Source organism: Scytonema sp. NUACC21 (assembly GCF_054684315.1).
In genome coordinates this window covers 156041-170902 of the sequence record NZ_BAAFZH010000104.1, presented here as the reverse complement: position 1 = coordinate 170902, position 14862 = coordinate 156041, and the positions used below count along the sequence as shown (strand labels likewise).

Sequence of the window (14862 nt, the reverse complement as noted above, 5' to 3'; positions counted from 1 at the left end):
AATCAACAAAACTATATGACCCCCAAACCTTTGAAAAAAGGGAACTAGGGGGTCAACTCGCGAGTGCTCCAATTCGTAATTCGTAATTCATGAATTTTTAATTACGAATTACGAATTATTTAGTAGTTTCCTTAATTCTCAGTCTCCGGAAGTTGAAATTGTTGTAACTGTTCTATTGATAAACCAGTAACTTTCGCCACTGCATCAAAAGACATTCCCTCTCTCAGCAGATTGACAGCCACAAGGCGAATACCGTCTAGAATCCCCTCAGTCCGACCTTCTTCGCGACCTTCTTCGCGACCTTCTTCGCGACCTTCTGCTTTAATAGATTGATAAATGACTGATTCTTGCATCAAATCCCTCCGCAATAATCGCCGAATCATCTCCTCCTCTAATACTAGCCCAGCTAAAATTGCTGTTGAGGCAGTTACATTGCTCTGGGTTCTTGAGTCAGCAATATTATCTATCTCCGACGCCACCTGACGTAATGTCCTAGCACGATCGCCTGTTTGAGTTAGAGCTGCAAATGGTAACAATCCGGGGTAGTTATTTATGCGCGTTATTATTCAAAGAGTGAAATCATCTCAAGTTAGCATTAACAGTGAAATTATTGGCAAAATTGGTCGAGGGCTTAACTTGCTTGTCGGGATTGCCAGTACTGATACGAATACCGAGCTCGACTGGATGGTGCGTAAGTGCTTGGAATTGCGACTGTTCCCTGATGGTGAAGAAGATGGGGCGCGGTGGCAAAAATCCGTGCAAGAGATTGGCGGCGAGTTGCTGGTCGTAAGCCAATTTACGCTTTACGGTGATTGTCGTAAAGGTCGCCGCCCTTCCTTTGACCGTTCGGCTGCCCCTCAAGTCGCCGAAGAGTTATACGACAATTTTGTAGCCAAATTGCGCTCAAGTGGTTTGCGGGTGGAAACAGGGAAATTTGGAGCAATGATGCAAGTCTCAATTGAAAATGACGGTCCTGTCACTTTGTTACTAGAAACAGAAGCCTCTTAAGCAATTTTACGTAAGAAAAATTTTTAGCAGTATCGAGAGCATTGATACGGTAATTCCAGAAACCCGGTTTCCGATCGCAGGAAAGACCGAGTTTTCGTTGGCTCAACTCGAAAAAACCGGGTTTTTACGCCATGCCTGACTAATGTACCGACTCTCTAGAGAGCAAAGTGCTAAATGATGAGAAAATATTAAATTAACCATAACAAAACTTTAAATTCACGCATCATGGCTCAAATTCAATTTTCTCGAGGTATCAACGAAGAGGTCATTCCAGAAGTGCGCTTAACACGATCGCGTGATGGCGGCAGTGGTCAGGCGATATTTATCTTCACAAATCCCAAAGCTTTGGACAGTGGCAGCACTGAGGAAATTACGGGTATGTATCTGATTGATGAAGAAGGAGAACTCGTTACCCGTGAAGTGAAGGGTAAATTCATCAACGGCAAGCCAGAAGCAATAGAAGCAGTTTACTCAATGAAGTCCGCAGAACAATGGGATCGCTTTATGCGGTTTATGGAGCGGTATGCTGAAGAGAACGGTTTGGGATTCAGTAAGTCGTAAGTAGTTAGTAGTTAGTAGTTAGTAGTTAGTTGCTGGTTATCCTACTAACTGCTATCCACTAACCACTAACAAATATATAGTTTTACCTATGGCTCATCTTCCCCATCCAGATACCTCAAATATCACGGTAGCCTGTGCAGTTGTTACCGTCAGCGACACACGCAATCCAGACACAGACAAAAGCGGTCAACTTATTCAGGAATTACTTCGTAATGCCAACCACAGTATAGTACATTACACAATCGTCAAAGATGAACCAGCACAAATTCAAGAGCAAGTCAAATTGCTGGGTCAGCAGCCTCATTTAGATGCTGTCATTTTTAATGGTGGTACGGGTATTGCACCAAGAGACACAACATACGATGCAATTGAGAAACTGCTAGAAAAAACTTTGCCTGGGTTTGGAGAAATATTCCGCTTTTTAAGTTATCAGGAAATTGGTTCGCGGGCGATCGCATCTCGTGCCGTTGCTGGTGTTTATCAAAACAAACTGATTTTCTCACTCCCCGGTTCCAGTAATGCCGTGCGACTGGCTATGGAAAAACTGATTTTGCCTGAACTTATTCATCTGGTGGGGCAAATGCGGTGATAAAAAAACAAACCCCCTCAAGTTGAGGAGGTTAACAAGCTGTCTGTAAGTTGATGTTCAACACATCAAAACTGACCAACTGTTAAAGCTATAACAGCCAGAATTGCACCGATGATGTAAAACACAGCAACAACTTGTAACTCAGACCAACCGGAAAGTTCCAAATGATGGTGTAACGGTGCCATTTTCAGCAGGCGCTTACCTTTCCCATCAGGACCTTTTGTAGCTTTGTAGTAGCTGACTTGCGCCATAACAGAAAGGGTTTCTACGAAGAAGATACCGCTGAGAATAAACAGTGCTACCAGACTGTTAGTCAGCAAGCCTACGGCTGCTAAAGCACCTCCTAAAGCCAAGGACCCAGTGTCTCCCATGAAAACTCGTGCAGGATTGCGGTTGTGGGCTAAGAAACCCAAACAGCCACCACTTAAACAAGCACAGAAAACCATTAATCCAGGCGAAGTAGGCGCTACTAAAGCACCCAAAGCTAAGAATGCGATCGCTACCGTTCCACCTGCCAAACCATCAATGCCATCCGTGAGATTGGTAGCATTACTTTCTGCTACGAGCACAAAGCCTGCTAGGGGCCAAAAAAGTAATCCTAAAGGTAGATAAAAATTAAAAGGTAAAGCTATGTTCGTAATATGAGCGGGATGAGAGATCAAAAGCCACAGACAGAACCCTACTGCAAATGTAATTTGCAAAGCCATTTTCATGCGTGGAGACATGCCTTTATTCGACTTGCGGCGGAGAATTTGCCAGTCGTCGATCCAGCCAATCAACCCGTAGCTTAATGTTAAAGCAGAAACGGCAAGTACTTCTGTTGCAAAGTTAGACCAGATGCAGGCGGACAAGACTGCAACGGGAACAAAGAATATGCCCCCCATTGTTGGCGTACCTGCTTTTTTCAAATGAGCTTGAGGTCCATCCTCGCGGATTATTTGCCCAGTTTTCAGCGCTTGTAGCACTGGTACTGCCCAGAAACCAACTCCGGCGGAAACGACCGCGCAGAAAAGTAGAGGTAAGGTAAGCGATATACCTTGCCAGGGCATTCTATTTGCCATCAGATCTAGAATCAGCGCTGATACACCCAGTCCTACACCGAGTAGGGAGGCTAAACCTATGCCATTAATGATACTTAACCCTTGGTTAGGAGATAATTTAGCGTCCACGGAAATTTCCCTTCACTCCACACTTGCAAAACTATACAAAGAGGATTAATTATGCTATACGTCTCTAGCCAGAATTAGCTAATCTTCATCCGGGACGATATCGTCATCGTCATCGAAGTCATAATCGTTAATTCCGTCTTCAGTACTTAAAAACTCTGATATTTCTTCTTCTTCGTCCCGGTACTCGGGTTCGTGGACATCACGGGCAATAAGACGATTAGCTGATTGCAACCAGTCCAATAAAGAGGATTCTTGTTTTAATGGTATTACGGGTGCCCGTCGATTACGGGGTTCTTCACGCAGTGGAGAATTTAGCATATTAACGAAGACACTATATGTTGATGATAACTAGACACTTAGAGTCTATCACTTGATAATGCACGATTTACTTGTTAATTCAACCCCTTTTTCACAAATCCGACAAAATTATTTCCTAAAAGGGGAAAAGTCAAAGTAAATTGGCTTTTGGTATGGTGCTATACATGGCCCATCAATCTCTTTTCAAGATTATCGTTTTGGAGGTGGAGTAACGATGTTAGGAAAAGCGGCTCTTTTAGAAGCAATTGTTGGTAAAAATCGCGGGCTTATTGCGACCGAACAAGAGAAACAAGCGATTTTAGTAGCAATTGCAAACTTGGAATATAACAATCCTACACCGCGTCCGTTTGAAGCAGCCAATTTGCTAGAAGGCAACTGGCGTCTTGTATACACCACAAGTAGAGCCCTATTGAATCTTGATAATTTCCCCTTATACAAGCTCGGTCAAATTTTCCAGTGTATTCGCATACAAACTAATAGTATATACAACATCGCTGAAGTTTATGGCTTACCATTTTTAGAAACCATAATCAGTGTTGCTGCAAAATTTGAACCTGTATCAGAGCGGCGGGTTAATGTAAAATTTGAGCGCTCCATTGTCGGATTTCAACGTTTATTAGATTACCAATCTCCCGATAATTTTATCCAAAAAATTGAGGATGGTAAAAAATTTACTGCCATTGATTTTGCTCTAAACAGTAATGAACAACAAGGCTGGTTGGACATTACCTATTTAGACAGCAATTTGCGTATTGGCAGGGGAAACGAGGGAAGTGTGTTTGTCTTGACTAAAGCATAAGGCTTACCCAAAAAAAGTACTTGCGTCCAAAGAAAATATGCGATCCCAGGGTCTTTGTCAAGGTAGGTTTCACCCACTTATGCCCTAGGACGCAGAGATTCGCTAGTAAAATTACGGAACAAAGAAAGATGGTAGAGCGAAGGAGACAGTGTGCTGCAACCGAGAAGTACGAACACGAACCGGGAGTTCTCTTCGATTGTTGCTACTGTCACACGACAGGGATAGTAACGCGTTGTTCCAGTGTCCACTAGTTGAAGCAACTGGCATGAGGCAGAAGCGTTGGCTTTCTTCCCCCTTCCTATAGCAACTGCTGTAAAGCAGGGGAAGAAATCATTCCGTTACCTCTTTTTACCATTGCCCCTATTTCTTTTTTGTCCCAATAAAGATAGATTGCTTTGAGATAACCCTGTGGACGAAAACTAATCAAATAAGTTTCCTAGGTTTTAGGTAGAGGTCAGTGGTTAGCAATCGGTGGCAAAATCCCAGATTCATAAGCCATGGAACCACTAGCTGAATGCCGACCCACCACCCACAACCCTAATACAACGCGTGTAACTGTTACACACATGAGCTTAGTCTGAGCTACCTATAGAGATCCACACACAGAATCTGTAAATCTGGATAAAATTTTCTTTTTTCTTCCAGCGTCTCCTGCACCCCGTGCCTCTTGCCAGACAAATAACTTAACAAAGCGCCTGTAAGAGCCCTTAAACCTGTAAATTGAAATCAATTAGCCTACTAGATTGGCGATTGATAAGTAAAAGGGAAAAAACTCATGGTTCAACGTGGTTCTAAAGTCCGTATTCTCCGCCCGGAATCCTTCTGGTATCAAGATATAGGAACCGTGGCAACTGTTGACCAAAGCGGTATCAAATACCCAGTCATCGTCCGTTTTAACAACGTCAATTACGCTGGTGTTAGCACCAACAACTTCGCCTTGGAAGAATTAATAGAGGTTGAAGCTCCTAAGAAGGCGAAAAAGTAACGGGCTCTCGCCAGATATGATGGGGTAAAAGAAGACTTGGGGGATAAGGTGGACTTGGGAAGGTGGACTTGGGGGATGAGAAAGGGAAGGTGGACTTGGGGGAATTTACTACCTTGTCTTCTGCCTCTGGCTTTTCTCCCCACTCTACCTTGTCTTCCCCCTCTGCTTTGTCTCCCTTGTCTTTTATCTCTTCACGCTTACCGAACAGATGCCAGAACTGCCTGAAGTTGAAACAGTCCGACGTGGCTTAAATCAATTAACCCTCAATCAAGAAATGACAGGTGGAGATGTCCTCCTCGATCGCACAATTGCCTATCCATTCTCACCAGACGAGTTTTTAAGTGCAATCAGTGGTCATGCCATCGCCAGTTGGCATCGTCGCGGTAAATATCTCCTAGCCGAACTGATGGAGAACAAGGGGACAATCAGACTCACCAGGGATAAGGAAAAAGAAATTGTCCACCAATCCCCCCCTTCCATCTTCCCCTCATGCTCTTCAGGCTGGCTGGGGGTTCATCTAAGAATGACCGGTCAACTGTTGTGGCTGCATCAAGATGAACCGTTGCACAAGCACACGCGAGTTCGATTGTTTTTTCAAGATAACTATGAATTGCGTTTTGTTGACCAGCGCACCTTCGGTCAAATGTGGTGGGTTCCCCCAGACAAAGCCCCAGAAACCATCATCACTGGTTTGGCAAAACTAGCAATCGATCCTTTTTCACCGGAATTTACTGTCGATTACCTAGCAAGTAAACTCAGCAACCGTCGCCGCCCAATCAAAACAGCACTCCTGGATCAATCAGTCGTGGCGGGATTGGGCAACATATACGCTGATGAAGCACTATTTTTAAGTGGCATACTCCCAGAAACCTTGTGTACGGATTTGCGGCGAGAGCAAATCGAGGTTCTGCGATCGCGCATTATTCGGGTGTTAGAAACCAGTATTGAGGCTGGTGGCACCACTTTTAGTAATTTCTTAAACGTCAAGGGCATCAACGGTAACTACGGTGGTGTTGCGTGGGTTTACAACCGCACTGGGGAACCTTGCCGAGTTTGTGGCACTGCCATTCACCGTACTAGGTTGGCTGGCCGTTCAAGTCATTATTGTTCGCAGTGCCAACGATAAGTTATTCAAAATTTCACTTATTGCATCTAAATAGCAAACAGCTTAATGTATAAAAATTAAAAGTACATCTAGCCAATATCATGTAACTTTAAATTCCAAATCCTTCATCAATGCTGATGAGGGCAGGTAATTCTTTGAATGTCATCTGCGTACATCTGCTACAGTCCTCAGTTTCTATTTTATCTTTACAGAATAAAAACTAGGCACGGGTTAAAATCCTTGATAAAACAGTGTACAAACTCAAGAGGATTCCTCATGGCTGTGAAAAAAGGAGATTTGGTTCGTGCCATCCGCGAAAAGCTGGAGAACAGTATAGAAGCACAAGCCAGTGACACTCGCTTTCCTTCCTACTTGTTTGAAACTAAAGGTGAAGTTGTCGATCTCAAAGGCGACTACGCCCTAGTTAAATTTGGGAAAGTGCCAACACCAAACATCTGGCTGCGCCTGGATCAACTTGAGGAATTTAAGTAGTAAGCCATTAGCTAAAGGCTATCAATCACTGATAGCTGGTAGCTGGTGGCTGTGCATCAACCAAAGCGCAAAGATACTCTAATTATGATAATCAATTCCCCTTCCCTTTCAAAAAAGTGTCCTTCACCCCGTGTCACCGTTATCGGTGCTGGTAAAGTTGGCAGTACCCTAGCCCAACGCATTGCTGAAAAAAACTTGGCAGATGTCGTTCTGCTGGATATTATTCCAGGCATGCCTCAAGGGCTGGCACTGGATTTGATGGAGGCAAGGGGAATTGAACTGCACAACCGTCACAGAGTTAAACCTTACAGATGCTGAAATAAGTGCTCTACACGCTAGTGCAAATGCTGTACGCCAACAAATTGATAGAGCGCGGGAAATTTTTGTAGGTGTTGGTAGGTAAGGAAATTACAGAGTAGACTTGTAGCTGCAGTCCATTTCTCGGACTGCGTAATATTACTTAAAATAACTGGTTTTATTTCTACCGATCTATTGAATTTTTATAATTTATTATGCAGTTGCTTGTTATACTCAATCCTGCCGTAGTCTAATTTCACGATGCGATAGCTTCGCTCCTGCCCTCTGGGCAGATCGGCTAGGTCAAAATAGCGATCGTCATGAGTGATTGCTACTATAGCTTTGCCTTGGTTTCTTAACTCTGGTAAAAGTTGGGTGTAAAAAATCTTTTTGAACATGGGGTCTTGGTCTGAAGCCCATTCGTCAAAGACATAAATTGCCCGATTTTCAAGATAAGCTGTCAACAGAGCAAGGCGTTTTCTTTGTCCTTGGGATAATGCTGTAGTCGAGAAGGCACCATTATTGACTTTTACTTTGTGCTCGAGTTGAAGTTTTTCCAGATACTCTTGCGTTTGACGATCGCGACTATGTCCTGCGTCAGTGCTGCCAGTAGTCGAGGGATGCCAATCTCCTCTATTTGGCGCAATGGGCATACCAAAATACGACGAGTCAAAAGCAATCGCAGATCGTAGATAATCTGTTCTACTAATCGACTGATAAACATCTGAGAAACAGTTGTTGCAATCAAAAGCAAGACACAAAGCCCCAAGAAGCCGAAAGCAAGTGTACTATTTGGCAGATTTGTTCCTTGGAGAGTCAAATTGATGAGTGCAATCAGCCCTGCAGTACTCGCACCACTTAGTAGCCCAGTGAACACTGCAAGGACAATGTTTTTCCAAGAGGTATTCAGGAAAAGACGAATTAAATTCATGTCAAGTTAAATTTTCACTTGTTGTATCAGAGTCATATGGAGCCTAGATTCACCCTGTTGGGTGATAATGACAACATTTTTCATGTCAAGCCTATTTTTTATGAGTATTGGGGGATTAAGGTTTTTAAAATGCATCTTTAGCCATAGGAAAAATATTTGCACAGATAGAAGACCAATCAGAGAGAAACTGCCAAAATTTCATCAAAACTGCCTGCTTTTGCTGGTGGAATAACTCAAAGGATTCTATTTACAGAATTAAGCGAAAACTTGCTGCTCAATCAGCTGCATCTTGTTACTACATCGATGAAGAAACGTAAAGTATTTTTATTGACGCTGTTATTTGCAGCCGCGATCGCAATTAGCACCACAATCAGTTCAGGAAATCTACTGCACGCAGCTCCATCAGTTGGCAAAGACACGCTGACGATGGTGACATCCCCCGACTACCCTCCTTACGAGTACTACGACACTAAGGGCGGTCAACGGAAAATTGTTGGCTTTGACATTGACATTGCCAACACCATTGCCAAAGAACTTGGGTTCAAGCTTCGGGTGATGGAATCTGATTTTAACGGTTTGATTCCCGCAGTTCAGGCACAACGGGCTGACTTTGTGATGGCTGGGATGACGCCCACAGCAGAACGTCGGAAAAATGTGGATTTTTCCATCATCTATTATGAAGCAAAAGATACAATCGTTGCACCTAAAGGTAGTAATCTAACAAAACCAGAAGACTTATCTGGTAAAACAGTTGGCGTCCAACTAGGGACAATCCAGGAGCAAAACGCCAAGAAAATAGCTCAAAAAGTTCCTAATTTACAGTTAAAGCAACTGAACAAAGTCCCTGAAGCCATTCAAGAAATCAAATCAAAACGAATTGATGCTGCAATTGTCGAAGATACTGTTGCCAAGGGATTTGCTCAAGCTAACTCGGATTTAGAGTTTAACATCATCCCCTCAGCAGAAGAGGAGACTGGTTCGGCAATAGCTTTTCCCAAAGGTTCTCCTTTAGTAGAACCGTTTAACAAAGTTCTTCAACAAATGAAGGACAGTGGCGAACTGGAAAAACTGGCAACAAAGTGGTTTTCTCTCAACACAGCAATAGACGCGGCTTCGTCCACAGCACCAGCCACTCAAGGTGGACTAAATTTAGACTTCGGCAGAATTGTTTCAGATATTCCGTTTATTCTTAAAGGCATACCTTTAACTTTATTGTTCACTGTATTGTCAGTCTTTTTGGGTCTAATTTGGGGAACAGTACTATCCCTCTTCAAGATTTCTGGTATACAACCATTGGGCTGGCTTGCCAACGCTTATACCTCTATCTTTCGAGGTACACCACTGCTTTTGCAGTTGGCGTTGGTTTACTATGCAACACCTCAGTTAACTGGCTATGATATACCAGCTTTGCAAGCAGGAGTGCTGACTTTTACCCTCAACTCTGGGGCTTATATGTCAGAAACCATTCGAGGTGGGATTCAAGCCGTTGATAAGGGACAGCGTGAGGCAGCAATGTCAATGGGTGTTCCTTATTGGCTGATGATGTGGGACATCATTTTGCCTCAAGGATTGAAAAACATTCTCCCTGCTTTGGTGAATGAAACCATTGGGCTGTTAAAAGATTCCGCTTTGGTATCAACTATTGGTGTGGTGGAAATCTTACGCAGTGCTCAAATTATCGGAGCTAATCAATATATCTACTTTGAACCCCTGCTGTTTGCTGGGTTAATTTACTATGTTTTAGTCATGGGTCTGACCTTTGGCGCATCTGCACTCGAAAGGAGGTTGAGGCAAAGTGAGTGAATCTGTTATTCGTACTGAATTTTTGTGGAAATCCTTTGGTAAACTCGACGTACTTAAAGATATTTCTACTGAAATTTACCAAGGGGAAGTTGTTGCTATCTTGGGTCCTTCGGGGTCGGGGAAGTCAACTTTTCTGCGCTGCATGAATTTGTTGGAATGTCCTACCAGAGGAAGAATTTATTTCAAAGATTACGATCTGACCAAATCTAAAGCAAATATCGCTAAAGTTCGCCAACGCTTGGTTATGGTGTTTCAACACTTCAATCTTTTTCCTCACATGACGGTGTTGCAAAATGTTACCTATGCTCCTATTAAGGTGAAGGGGATGGGTAAACAGGAGGCAAGGAACAAGGGGTTAGAATTGCTGACTAAGGTAGGTTTGGCTGAAAAAGCAGATGTCTATCCTGCACGACTGTCTGGCGGACAAAAACAGCGCGTCGCGATCGCCCGCGCACTGGCTATGGAACCGGAGATGATTTTGTTTGATGAACCAACCTCTGCTTTAGATCCGGAAATGGTTAAGGATGTACTAGAGGTGATGAAAGCTTTGGCTCAAACAGGCATAACTATGGCAATCGTCACTCATGAAATGGGATTTGCTAGAGAAGTTGCGAGTCGGATTATGTTCCTAGACCAAGGATATTTGGCGGAAAATACCACGCCTAGTGAGTTTTTCCAAAATCCTCAGTGCGATCGCGCTAAGCAATTCTTAGAAAAAATGCTTTAGCTCCCTTGTTTGCTTCTCCCTTCTCCCTCAACCATCCATGACTTTTTGCATATTTTTTAGATAATTGTCACCATAACTTCATTCTCAATTGCTACACTAGTAAAAGCAAACATTCAGTTTGCTCCTCACACCACACCGTAGCTCTCTTGTTCGTCAATGGCGAGAGGGCTTTTTTCTATGACAAACCGGAATTTCTCTTTTAATTGTACCATTTTTTACAATCTAAATGCGGTATTTAACATTGTTAGCGCACAAGCACCCCTAGGATCTATCTAAAGGTAGAAAGGAATTGAAAAAATTTATGACTTGAGATAAGAAACTTCCCAACCATCAAAAAGATAAGATGACTGGGAAGAATAAGGATGTTATTGTTATCCAATTTTAGTGTTTGCAAATAAGGAAGGGTGCTCTACTATCTAAAGGTAGATATTATGTGACGAGAACTTGTATTTTTTACTACGTTTATACTGTAAAAGCTGCCTTAAAAAGGATATGCGTCAGGCAAAGGTATAGTGCAGGATTTTTGTACAAGAGAAGCCAATTTAAGGAATTCATGAAGCACGGGAGACAAATCATTCCGTCTCCAAGCCACAACAATTTCTATTTCAAACGTTTCGTCGTATAATGCTTTATAAATTACCCCTTTTCTCTGAAGATTTTGCATGGAAGCTGGAACGATGGCAACACCAACTCTACCAGCGACTAATCCCAAAACTGTTTGCAACCACACAGCTTGCTGAACTACTTTTGGAGTAAAACCAGCTTGCTGACAAAGATTCATAACTTGGTTGTAAAATCCTTGCCCTGTATGATGTACGGGCAAAATAAAAGACTCTTGTGCTAGTTGGTTTAGGGGAATTAAAGACTCCTTCGCTAAAGGATGACCGACGGGCAAAGCAACAATCACTGGTTCTTTTAGTACAGATGCATAACTCAGGTTGGTATGATTCTGATTGTGTGAATGCAGAAAACCACAGTCGATTCGGTTACTAAGAAGGCTCTGGATTTGGTTGTAAGAATCCATCTCCCGTAAAATGAGTTCTACATTTGGGAAGCGATCGTGAAAACGGGTGAGAATTTCGGGTAAAACACTCTGAGTTGCTGAACTGTTAAACCCCACAATCAAATGTCCAACCTCACCACGGCTGGCTCGTTGTGCTAGTTGAGTTGCCTGTTCCACTTGAGAAAGAATCAAACGTGCTTCTTTTAAGAATTCTTTTCCTGCGCTCGTTAACTGGAGTGGGCGCTTGCTACGCTCAAACAGTTTAACGCCCAAGTCTGCTTCTAAATCGCTTATTTGCTGGCTCAGTGGTGGTTGAGCAATATGTAAGCGCTCGGCAGCACGAGTAAAATTCAGTTCTTCTGCAACAGTAATGAAATATCGTAAGTGTCGAAGTTCCATGATCGAAATCACTGAATAGTTACTAGTAAACAGCGATAAGTGGTAAGTGATGATATTACAGTTCTTAACATACTATATGTATAAAGTATAATCTTTCAATTAACTAAATATTGGACATATAGTTTTTTTTCTCTTATGGTAAGTAACAGAGAGGTTGAACTTCTCTACTGTTTGTAAGTGGAACTTAGTGTATAGAGATATCGTAAGTAACAGAGAGGTTCAACCCTCTCTGCTATTTATAAATAAAACTTCGTCTTTAAAAATGATGTATTTTCATTCAGAATTCTCTTCTCCCTATTTATTAAGCCATAATGGTTACTATGGGGAATTTGGGGGTAAATTCATTCCCGAAATTTTACATGAAACATTTGAAGATCTGATTGGAGTATATAAAGCTGCACGTTTAGACCCTACCTTTTGGCAAGAGTTTACATTTTTGTTATCTACCTACTCCTGCCGTCCGACACCACTAACCCATGCAGAAAATTTAACAAAATATTTAGGTGGAGCCAAAATTTTTATTAAACGTGAGGATTTAAATCATACAGGAGCACACATATTAAATAGTGTTTTAGGGCAGGCTTTGCTTGCTAAAAGAATGGGAAAAACAAGAGTTATTGCCGAAACAGGGGCAGGTCAGCATGGTGTAGCAACAGCAACCATCGCTGCAAAATTTGGACTAAAATGCACAGTTTACATGGGGGCCATAGATGTTAAACGCCAATATCCTAATGTCTTTTGGATGCAAAAACTCGGAGCAGAAGTTATCCCAGTATCCACAGGAACCCAAACTCTAAAAGACGCAATGAATGAAGCACTTCGAGATTGGTCGGCGAACATGGATTCAACTTATTACATAGTTGGAACAGCCTGTGGTCCACATCCATATCCCGAAATGGTGTCTTGGTTTCAGTCTGTCATTGGGATGGAAGCACGCCAACAAATTTTACAACAAACTGGCACACTTCCTTCTGCTGTATATGCTTGTGTCGGTGGAGGTTCCAATGCTATTGGAATTTTCAGTGGGTTCTTGGATGAGTCTAGTGTTCAATTGATTGGTGTAGAAGCAGGTGGAAGCGGTCTTGACTCAAAAAAGCATGCAGCCTGTCTTACATCAAAAGATGCAACAATTGGCGTGGCTCAGGGCTATAAAACCTATTTCTTACAAAATGATGATGGGCAAATGCAAGAAACCCATTCAATTGCTGCAGGTTTAGATTACATTGGTGTATCGCCAATACTAGCACATTTATTAGAAATAGGGCGTATTCAAGTCAGTACAGCCACAGACCAAGAGGTTTTAAATACTCTCAAAATTTGCATTAGTAAAGAAGGTCTTATCCCAGCTTTAGAGTCTACCCACGCTTTTGTTCAAGCATTTAAGGATGCACCTCGCTTTTCCAACGAAAATTGTATTGTTATTAACCAATCAGGACGCGGAGACAAAGATATTTTCACAATTGCAAATGCCTTGGGCGATACTTCGTGGAAAGAATTCTTAAGCAACAAAATAGAACAATTGAGTTAACTGCAGGAAATCAAGAGACAGAACAAGGAAAAGACTCATGAAAACATTATCGGTTACCAATACCTTCACCACCACTCTGGAGAAACGCATCGTTGAGCTTCGCCGTCAAAAAGACATTTTATTGATGTCTCACACTGTCCTTGGATATCCTTCATTTGAAAGTAATAGAGTTGCTATTAATTCACTTGTCAATGCAGGTGTTGAGTTGATTGAATTACAATTCCCATTTTCAGAACCTGTAGCAGATGGACTTGTTTTGATTAAGGCAAATCAAGAGGCAGTGGCAAATGGCACGACTGTCAACGATTGTTTTCAGCTTGCCAGAGAAATTGTGAAGAAATACCCTCGCACTCTCTTTCTCATCACGACTTACTACAATATTCTGTTCAAATACGGAATTAAGAAATTTATTAAGTTAGCAGCTAAAATCGGCATGGCGGGAATTATTATCCCTGACTTACCTCCTCAAGAAGCTGCCGAGTACCTGGAAATCTGTAAAATCAATGAGATCGCCGCTATTTTTCTCTTAACTCCTAAAACACGTTATTCACGAATTCAAGAAATTGCAGGAATGGCAAGTGGAATGGTTTATTGTATTGCTCGTACAGGGGTGACAGGCGATCGCACCAATTTTTCAGAAGATTTTGACAGTTACATACAGCGTGTTCGAGAAGCAACTAGTTTACCAATTAGTGTTGGTTTTGGAATTCAAACCAAAGAAGATATCGAATATTTAAAGGGGCGAGCTGATATTGCAGTTATTGGTACACAAGCCGTCAAGCTGTTTGTTGAAAAGGGGGCACAATCACTGGGTGAGTATATGAGAAGTTTGCGAAGTGAAACTATGAGTTTTGTAAAGTTGTAAGCTTACCGTTTCATACCCCTCCCTAACCCTCCCCTTATAAAGGGGAGGGAATTTGATTTCTAGTTTCCCCTTTGATAAGGCAATACGATTCAGTTAAGGCTGGTGTGTCAATAATCACGTTGTAGAGACCAGCCATGCTTAGTCTCTACGTTATGGCGCGTCTCTACGTTGTCTTCCCAATCAGGCTTCTGGTCTTATCTGAACCGTATTGCTTGATAAGGGGGAGCCACTGCGAAGAAAGCGGGTTCCCCGACTTATAGCAAGTGGCGTGGATTAAGGGAGG

At 42.4% G+C, this 14862-nt stretch carries 17 protein-coding genes and 2 pseudogenes; 12 read left to right on the top strand and 7 right to left on the bottom strand.

Annotated elements, in window-relative coordinates; translation table 11 throughout:
- Positions 1-131: 131 nt before the first annotated feature.
- A complete protein-coding gene (locus ACYRY3_RS36270; protein WP_460206564.1) occupies positions 132-536 on the bottom strand; it encodes an Rpn family recombination-promoting nuclease/putative transposase in 405 nt (134 codons plus the stop codon).
- 16 nt (positions 537-552) lie between these two features.
- On the opposite strand from ACYRY3_RS36270, the gene dtd reads away from it, so the two are divergent.
- The 3 genes from dtd to ACYRY3_RS36255 all read left to right on the top strand — a co-directional run bounded on the left by dtd (position 553) and on the right by ACYRY3_RS36255 (position 2158).
- Positions 553-1008: a D-aminoacyl-tRNA deacylase gene (gene dtd, locus ACYRY3_RS36265; RefSeq protein ID WP_460206563.1), complete on the top strand. Its 456-nt coding sequence runs from the start codon at positions 553-555 to the stop codon at positions 1006-1008.
- Between the two features lie 225 nt (positions 1009-1233).
- Complete coding sequence (psb28, locus tag ACYRY3_RS36260; protein ID WP_460206562.1) at positions 1234-1569, top strand: photosystem II reaction center protein Psb28; 336 nt, start codon at positions 1234-1236, stop codon at positions 1567-1569.
- Positions 1570-1657: 88 nt separating this feature from the next.
- On the top strand, positions 1658-2158 hold the full coding sequence (locus tag ACYRY3_RS36255; RefSeq protein ID WP_460206561.1) for a MogA/MoaB family molybdenum cofactor biosynthesis protein: 501 nt from the start codon (positions 1658-1660) through the stop codon (positions 2156-2158).
- A 65-nt stretch (positions 2159-2223) separates the two neighbouring features.
- Here the strand turns inward: ACYRY3_RS36255 and mraY are convergent, their stop codons facing one another.
- Both mraY and ACYRY3_RS36245 read right to left on the bottom strand, forming a co-directional pair.
- Positions 2224-3327, bottom strand: coding sequence for a phospho-N-acetylmuramoyl-pentapeptide-transferase (gene mraY / locus ACYRY3_RS36250; protein WP_460206559.1), 1104 nt, complete (start codon positions 3325-3327; stop codon positions 2224-2226).
- Positions 3328-3405: 78 nt separating this feature from the next.
- Positions 3406-3645: a DUF3134 domain-containing protein gene (locus tag ACYRY3_RS36245; protein ID WP_460206558.1), complete on the bottom strand. Its 240-nt coding sequence runs from the start codon at positions 3643-3645 to the stop codon at positions 3406-3408.
- A 214-nt stretch (positions 3646-3859) separates the two neighbouring features.
- Between ACYRY3_RS36245 and ACYRY3_RS36240 the strand changes: the two genes are divergently transcribed.
- Positions 3860-4444: a PAP/fibrillin family protein gene (locus tag ACYRY3_RS36240; RefSeq protein ID WP_460206557.1), complete on the top strand. Its 585-nt coding sequence runs from the start codon at positions 3860-3862 to the stop codon at positions 4442-4444.
- Between the two features lie 298 nt (positions 4445-4742).
- On the opposite strand, the gene ACYRY3_RS36235 is transcribed toward ACYRY3_RS36240, so the two are convergent.
- On the bottom strand, positions 4743-4871 hold the full coding sequence (locus tag ACYRY3_RS36235; protein WP_460206556.1) for a hypothetical protein: 129 nt from the start codon (positions 4869-4871) through the stop codon (positions 4743-4745).
- A gap of 348 nt (positions 4872-5219) precedes the next feature.
- On the opposite strand from ACYRY3_RS36235, the gene ACYRY3_RS36230 reads away from it, so the two are divergent.
- From ACYRY3_RS36230 to ACYRY3_RS36215, 4 genes and pseudogenes are all read left to right on the top strand, one after another.
- Positions 5220-5429, top strand: a complete 210-nt coding sequence (locus ACYRY3_RS36230; RefSeq protein ID WP_460206555.1) for a photosystem I reaction center subunit IV — start codon at positions 5220-5222, stop codon at positions 5427-5429.
- Positions 5430-5637: 208 nt separating this feature from the next.
- Positions 5638-6555 carry a DNA-formamidopyrimidine glycosylase gene (locus ACYRY3_RS36225; protein ID WP_460206554.1) on the top strand — a complete coding sequence of 306 codons (918 nt, stop codon included), beginning with the start codon at positions 5638-5640 and terminating at the stop codon, positions 6553-6555.
- 255 nt (positions 6556-6810) lie between these two features.
- On the top strand, positions 6811-7026 hold the full coding sequence (ndhO, locus tag ACYRY3_RS36220; RefSeq protein WP_460206553.1) for an NAD(P)H-quinone oxidoreductase subunit O: 216 nt from the start codon (positions 6811-6813) through the stop codon (positions 7024-7026).
- An 87-nt stretch (positions 7027-7113) separates the two neighbouring features.
- A pseudogene (locus ACYRY3_RS36215) lies at positions 7114-7317 on the top strand (lactate/malate family dehydrogenase); the annotation flags it as partial.
- 209 nt (positions 7318-7526) lie between these two features.
- Here the strand turns inward: ACYRY3_RS36215 and ACYRY3_RS36210 are convergent.
- Together ACYRY3_RS36210 and ACYRY3_RS36205 are read right to left on the bottom strand one after the other, a co-directional pair.
- Positions 7527-7904, bottom strand: a pseudogene (locus ACYRY3_RS36210) (ATP-binding cassette domain-containing protein); the annotation flags it as partial.
- Positions 7853-8254 (bottom strand): hypothetical protein, encoded by a 402-nt coding sequence (locus tag ACYRY3_RS36205; protein WP_460206552.1) that lies wholly within the window; start codon positions 8252-8254, stop codon positions 7853-7855. The gene ACYRY3_RS36205 and the pseudogene ACYRY3_RS36210, both read right to left, overlap by 52 nt.
- Positions 8255-8557: 303 nt before the next feature.
- On the opposite strand from ACYRY3_RS36205, the gene ACYRY3_RS36200 reads away from it, so the two are divergent.
- Together ACYRY3_RS36200 and ACYRY3_RS36195 are read left to right on the top strand one after the other, a co-directional pair.
- On the top strand, positions 8558-10057 hold the full coding sequence (locus ACYRY3_RS36200) for an ABC transporter permease subunit (protein ID WP_460206551.1): 1500 nt from the start codon (positions 8558-8560) through the stop codon (positions 10055-10057).
- A complete protein-coding gene (locus ACYRY3_RS36195) occupies positions 10050-10784 on the top strand; it encodes an amino acid ABC transporter ATP-binding protein (RefSeq protein ID WP_460206550.1) in 735 nt (244 codons plus the stop codon). The genes ACYRY3_RS36200 and ACYRY3_RS36195 overlap by 8 nt, the downstream gene beginning before the upstream one ends.
- A 481-nt stretch (positions 10785-11265) precedes the next feature.
- Here the strand turns inward: ACYRY3_RS36195 and ACYRY3_RS36190 are convergent, their stop codons facing one another.
- On the bottom strand, positions 11266-12186 hold the full coding sequence (locus ACYRY3_RS36190; RefSeq protein WP_460206549.1) for a LysR family transcriptional regulator: 921 nt from the start codon (positions 12184-12186) through the stop codon (positions 11266-11268).
- 262 nt (positions 12187-12448) lie between these two features.
- Between ACYRY3_RS36190 and trpB the strand changes: the two genes are divergently transcribed.
- Entirely contained in the window at positions 12449-13714 is a 1266-nt protein-coding gene (gene trpB / locus ACYRY3_RS36185) for a tryptophan synthase subunit beta (RefSeq protein ID WP_460206548.1), read from the top strand.
- 37 nt (positions 13715-13751) lie between these two features.
- Positions 13752-14579 (top strand): tryptophan synthase subunit alpha, encoded by an 828-nt coding sequence (gene trpA, locus ACYRY3_RS36180; RefSeq protein WP_460206547.1) that lies wholly within the window; start codon positions 13752-13754, stop codon positions 14577-14579.
- The last annotated feature ends 283 nt before the right edge of the window (positions 14580-14862 follow it).

What these genes read in the sequence shown, in the direction of transcription:
- dtd (WP_460206563.1), top strand. Translation starts at nt 553, where the DNA reads ATGCGCGTTATTATTCAAAGAGTGAAATCATCTCAAGTTAGCATTAAC.
- psb28 (WP_460206562.1), top strand. Translation starts at nt 1,234, where the DNA reads ATGGCTCAAATTCAATTTTCTCGAGGTATCAACGAAGAGGTCATTCCA.
- ACYRY3_RS36255 (WP_460206561.1), top strand. Translation starts at nt 1,658, where the DNA reads ATGGCTCATCTTCCCCATCCAGATACCTCAAATATCACGGTAGCCTGT.
- ACYRY3_RS36245 (WP_460206558.1), bottom strand. Translation starts at nt 3,645, where the DNA reads ATGCTAAATTCTCCACTGCGTGAAGAACCCCGTAATCGACGGGCACCC.
- ACYRY3_RS36240 (WP_460206557.1), top strand. Translation starts at nt 3,860, where the DNA reads ATGTTAGGAAAAGCGGCTCTTTTAGAAGCAATTGTTGGTAAAAATCGC.
- ACYRY3_RS36230 (WP_460206555.1), top strand. Translation starts at nt 5,220, where the DNA reads ATGGTTCAACGTGGTTCTAAAGTCCGTATTCTCCGCCCGGAATCCTTC.
- ACYRY3_RS36225 (WP_460206554.1), top strand. Translation starts at nt 5,638, where the DNA reads ATGCCAGAACTGCCTGAAGTTGAAACAGTCCGACGTGGCTTAAATCAA.
- ndhO (WP_460206553.1), top strand. Translation starts at nt 6,811, where the DNA reads ATGGCTGTGAAAAAAGGAGATTTGGTTCGTGCCATCCGCGAAAAGCTG.
- ACYRY3_RS36205 (WP_460206552.1), bottom strand. Translation starts at nt 8,254, where the DNA reads ATGAATTTAATTCGTCTTTTCCTGAATACCTCTTGGAAAAACATTGTC.
- ACYRY3_RS36200 (WP_460206551.1), top strand. Translation starts at nt 8,558, where the DNA reads ATGAAGAAACGTAAAGTATTTTTATTGACGCTGTTATTTGCAGCCGCG.
- ACYRY3_RS36190 (WP_460206549.1), bottom strand. Translation starts at nt 12,186, where the DNA reads ATGGAACTTCGACACTTACGATATTTCATTACTGTTGCAGAAGAACTG.
- trpB (WP_460206548.1), top strand. Translation starts at nt 12,449, where the DNA reads ATGATGTATTTTCATTCAGAATTCTCTTCTCCCTATTTATTAAGCCAT.
- trpA (WP_460206547.1), top strand. Translation starts at nt 13,752, where the DNA reads ATGAAAACATTATCGGTTACCAATACCTTCACCACCACTCTGGAGAAA.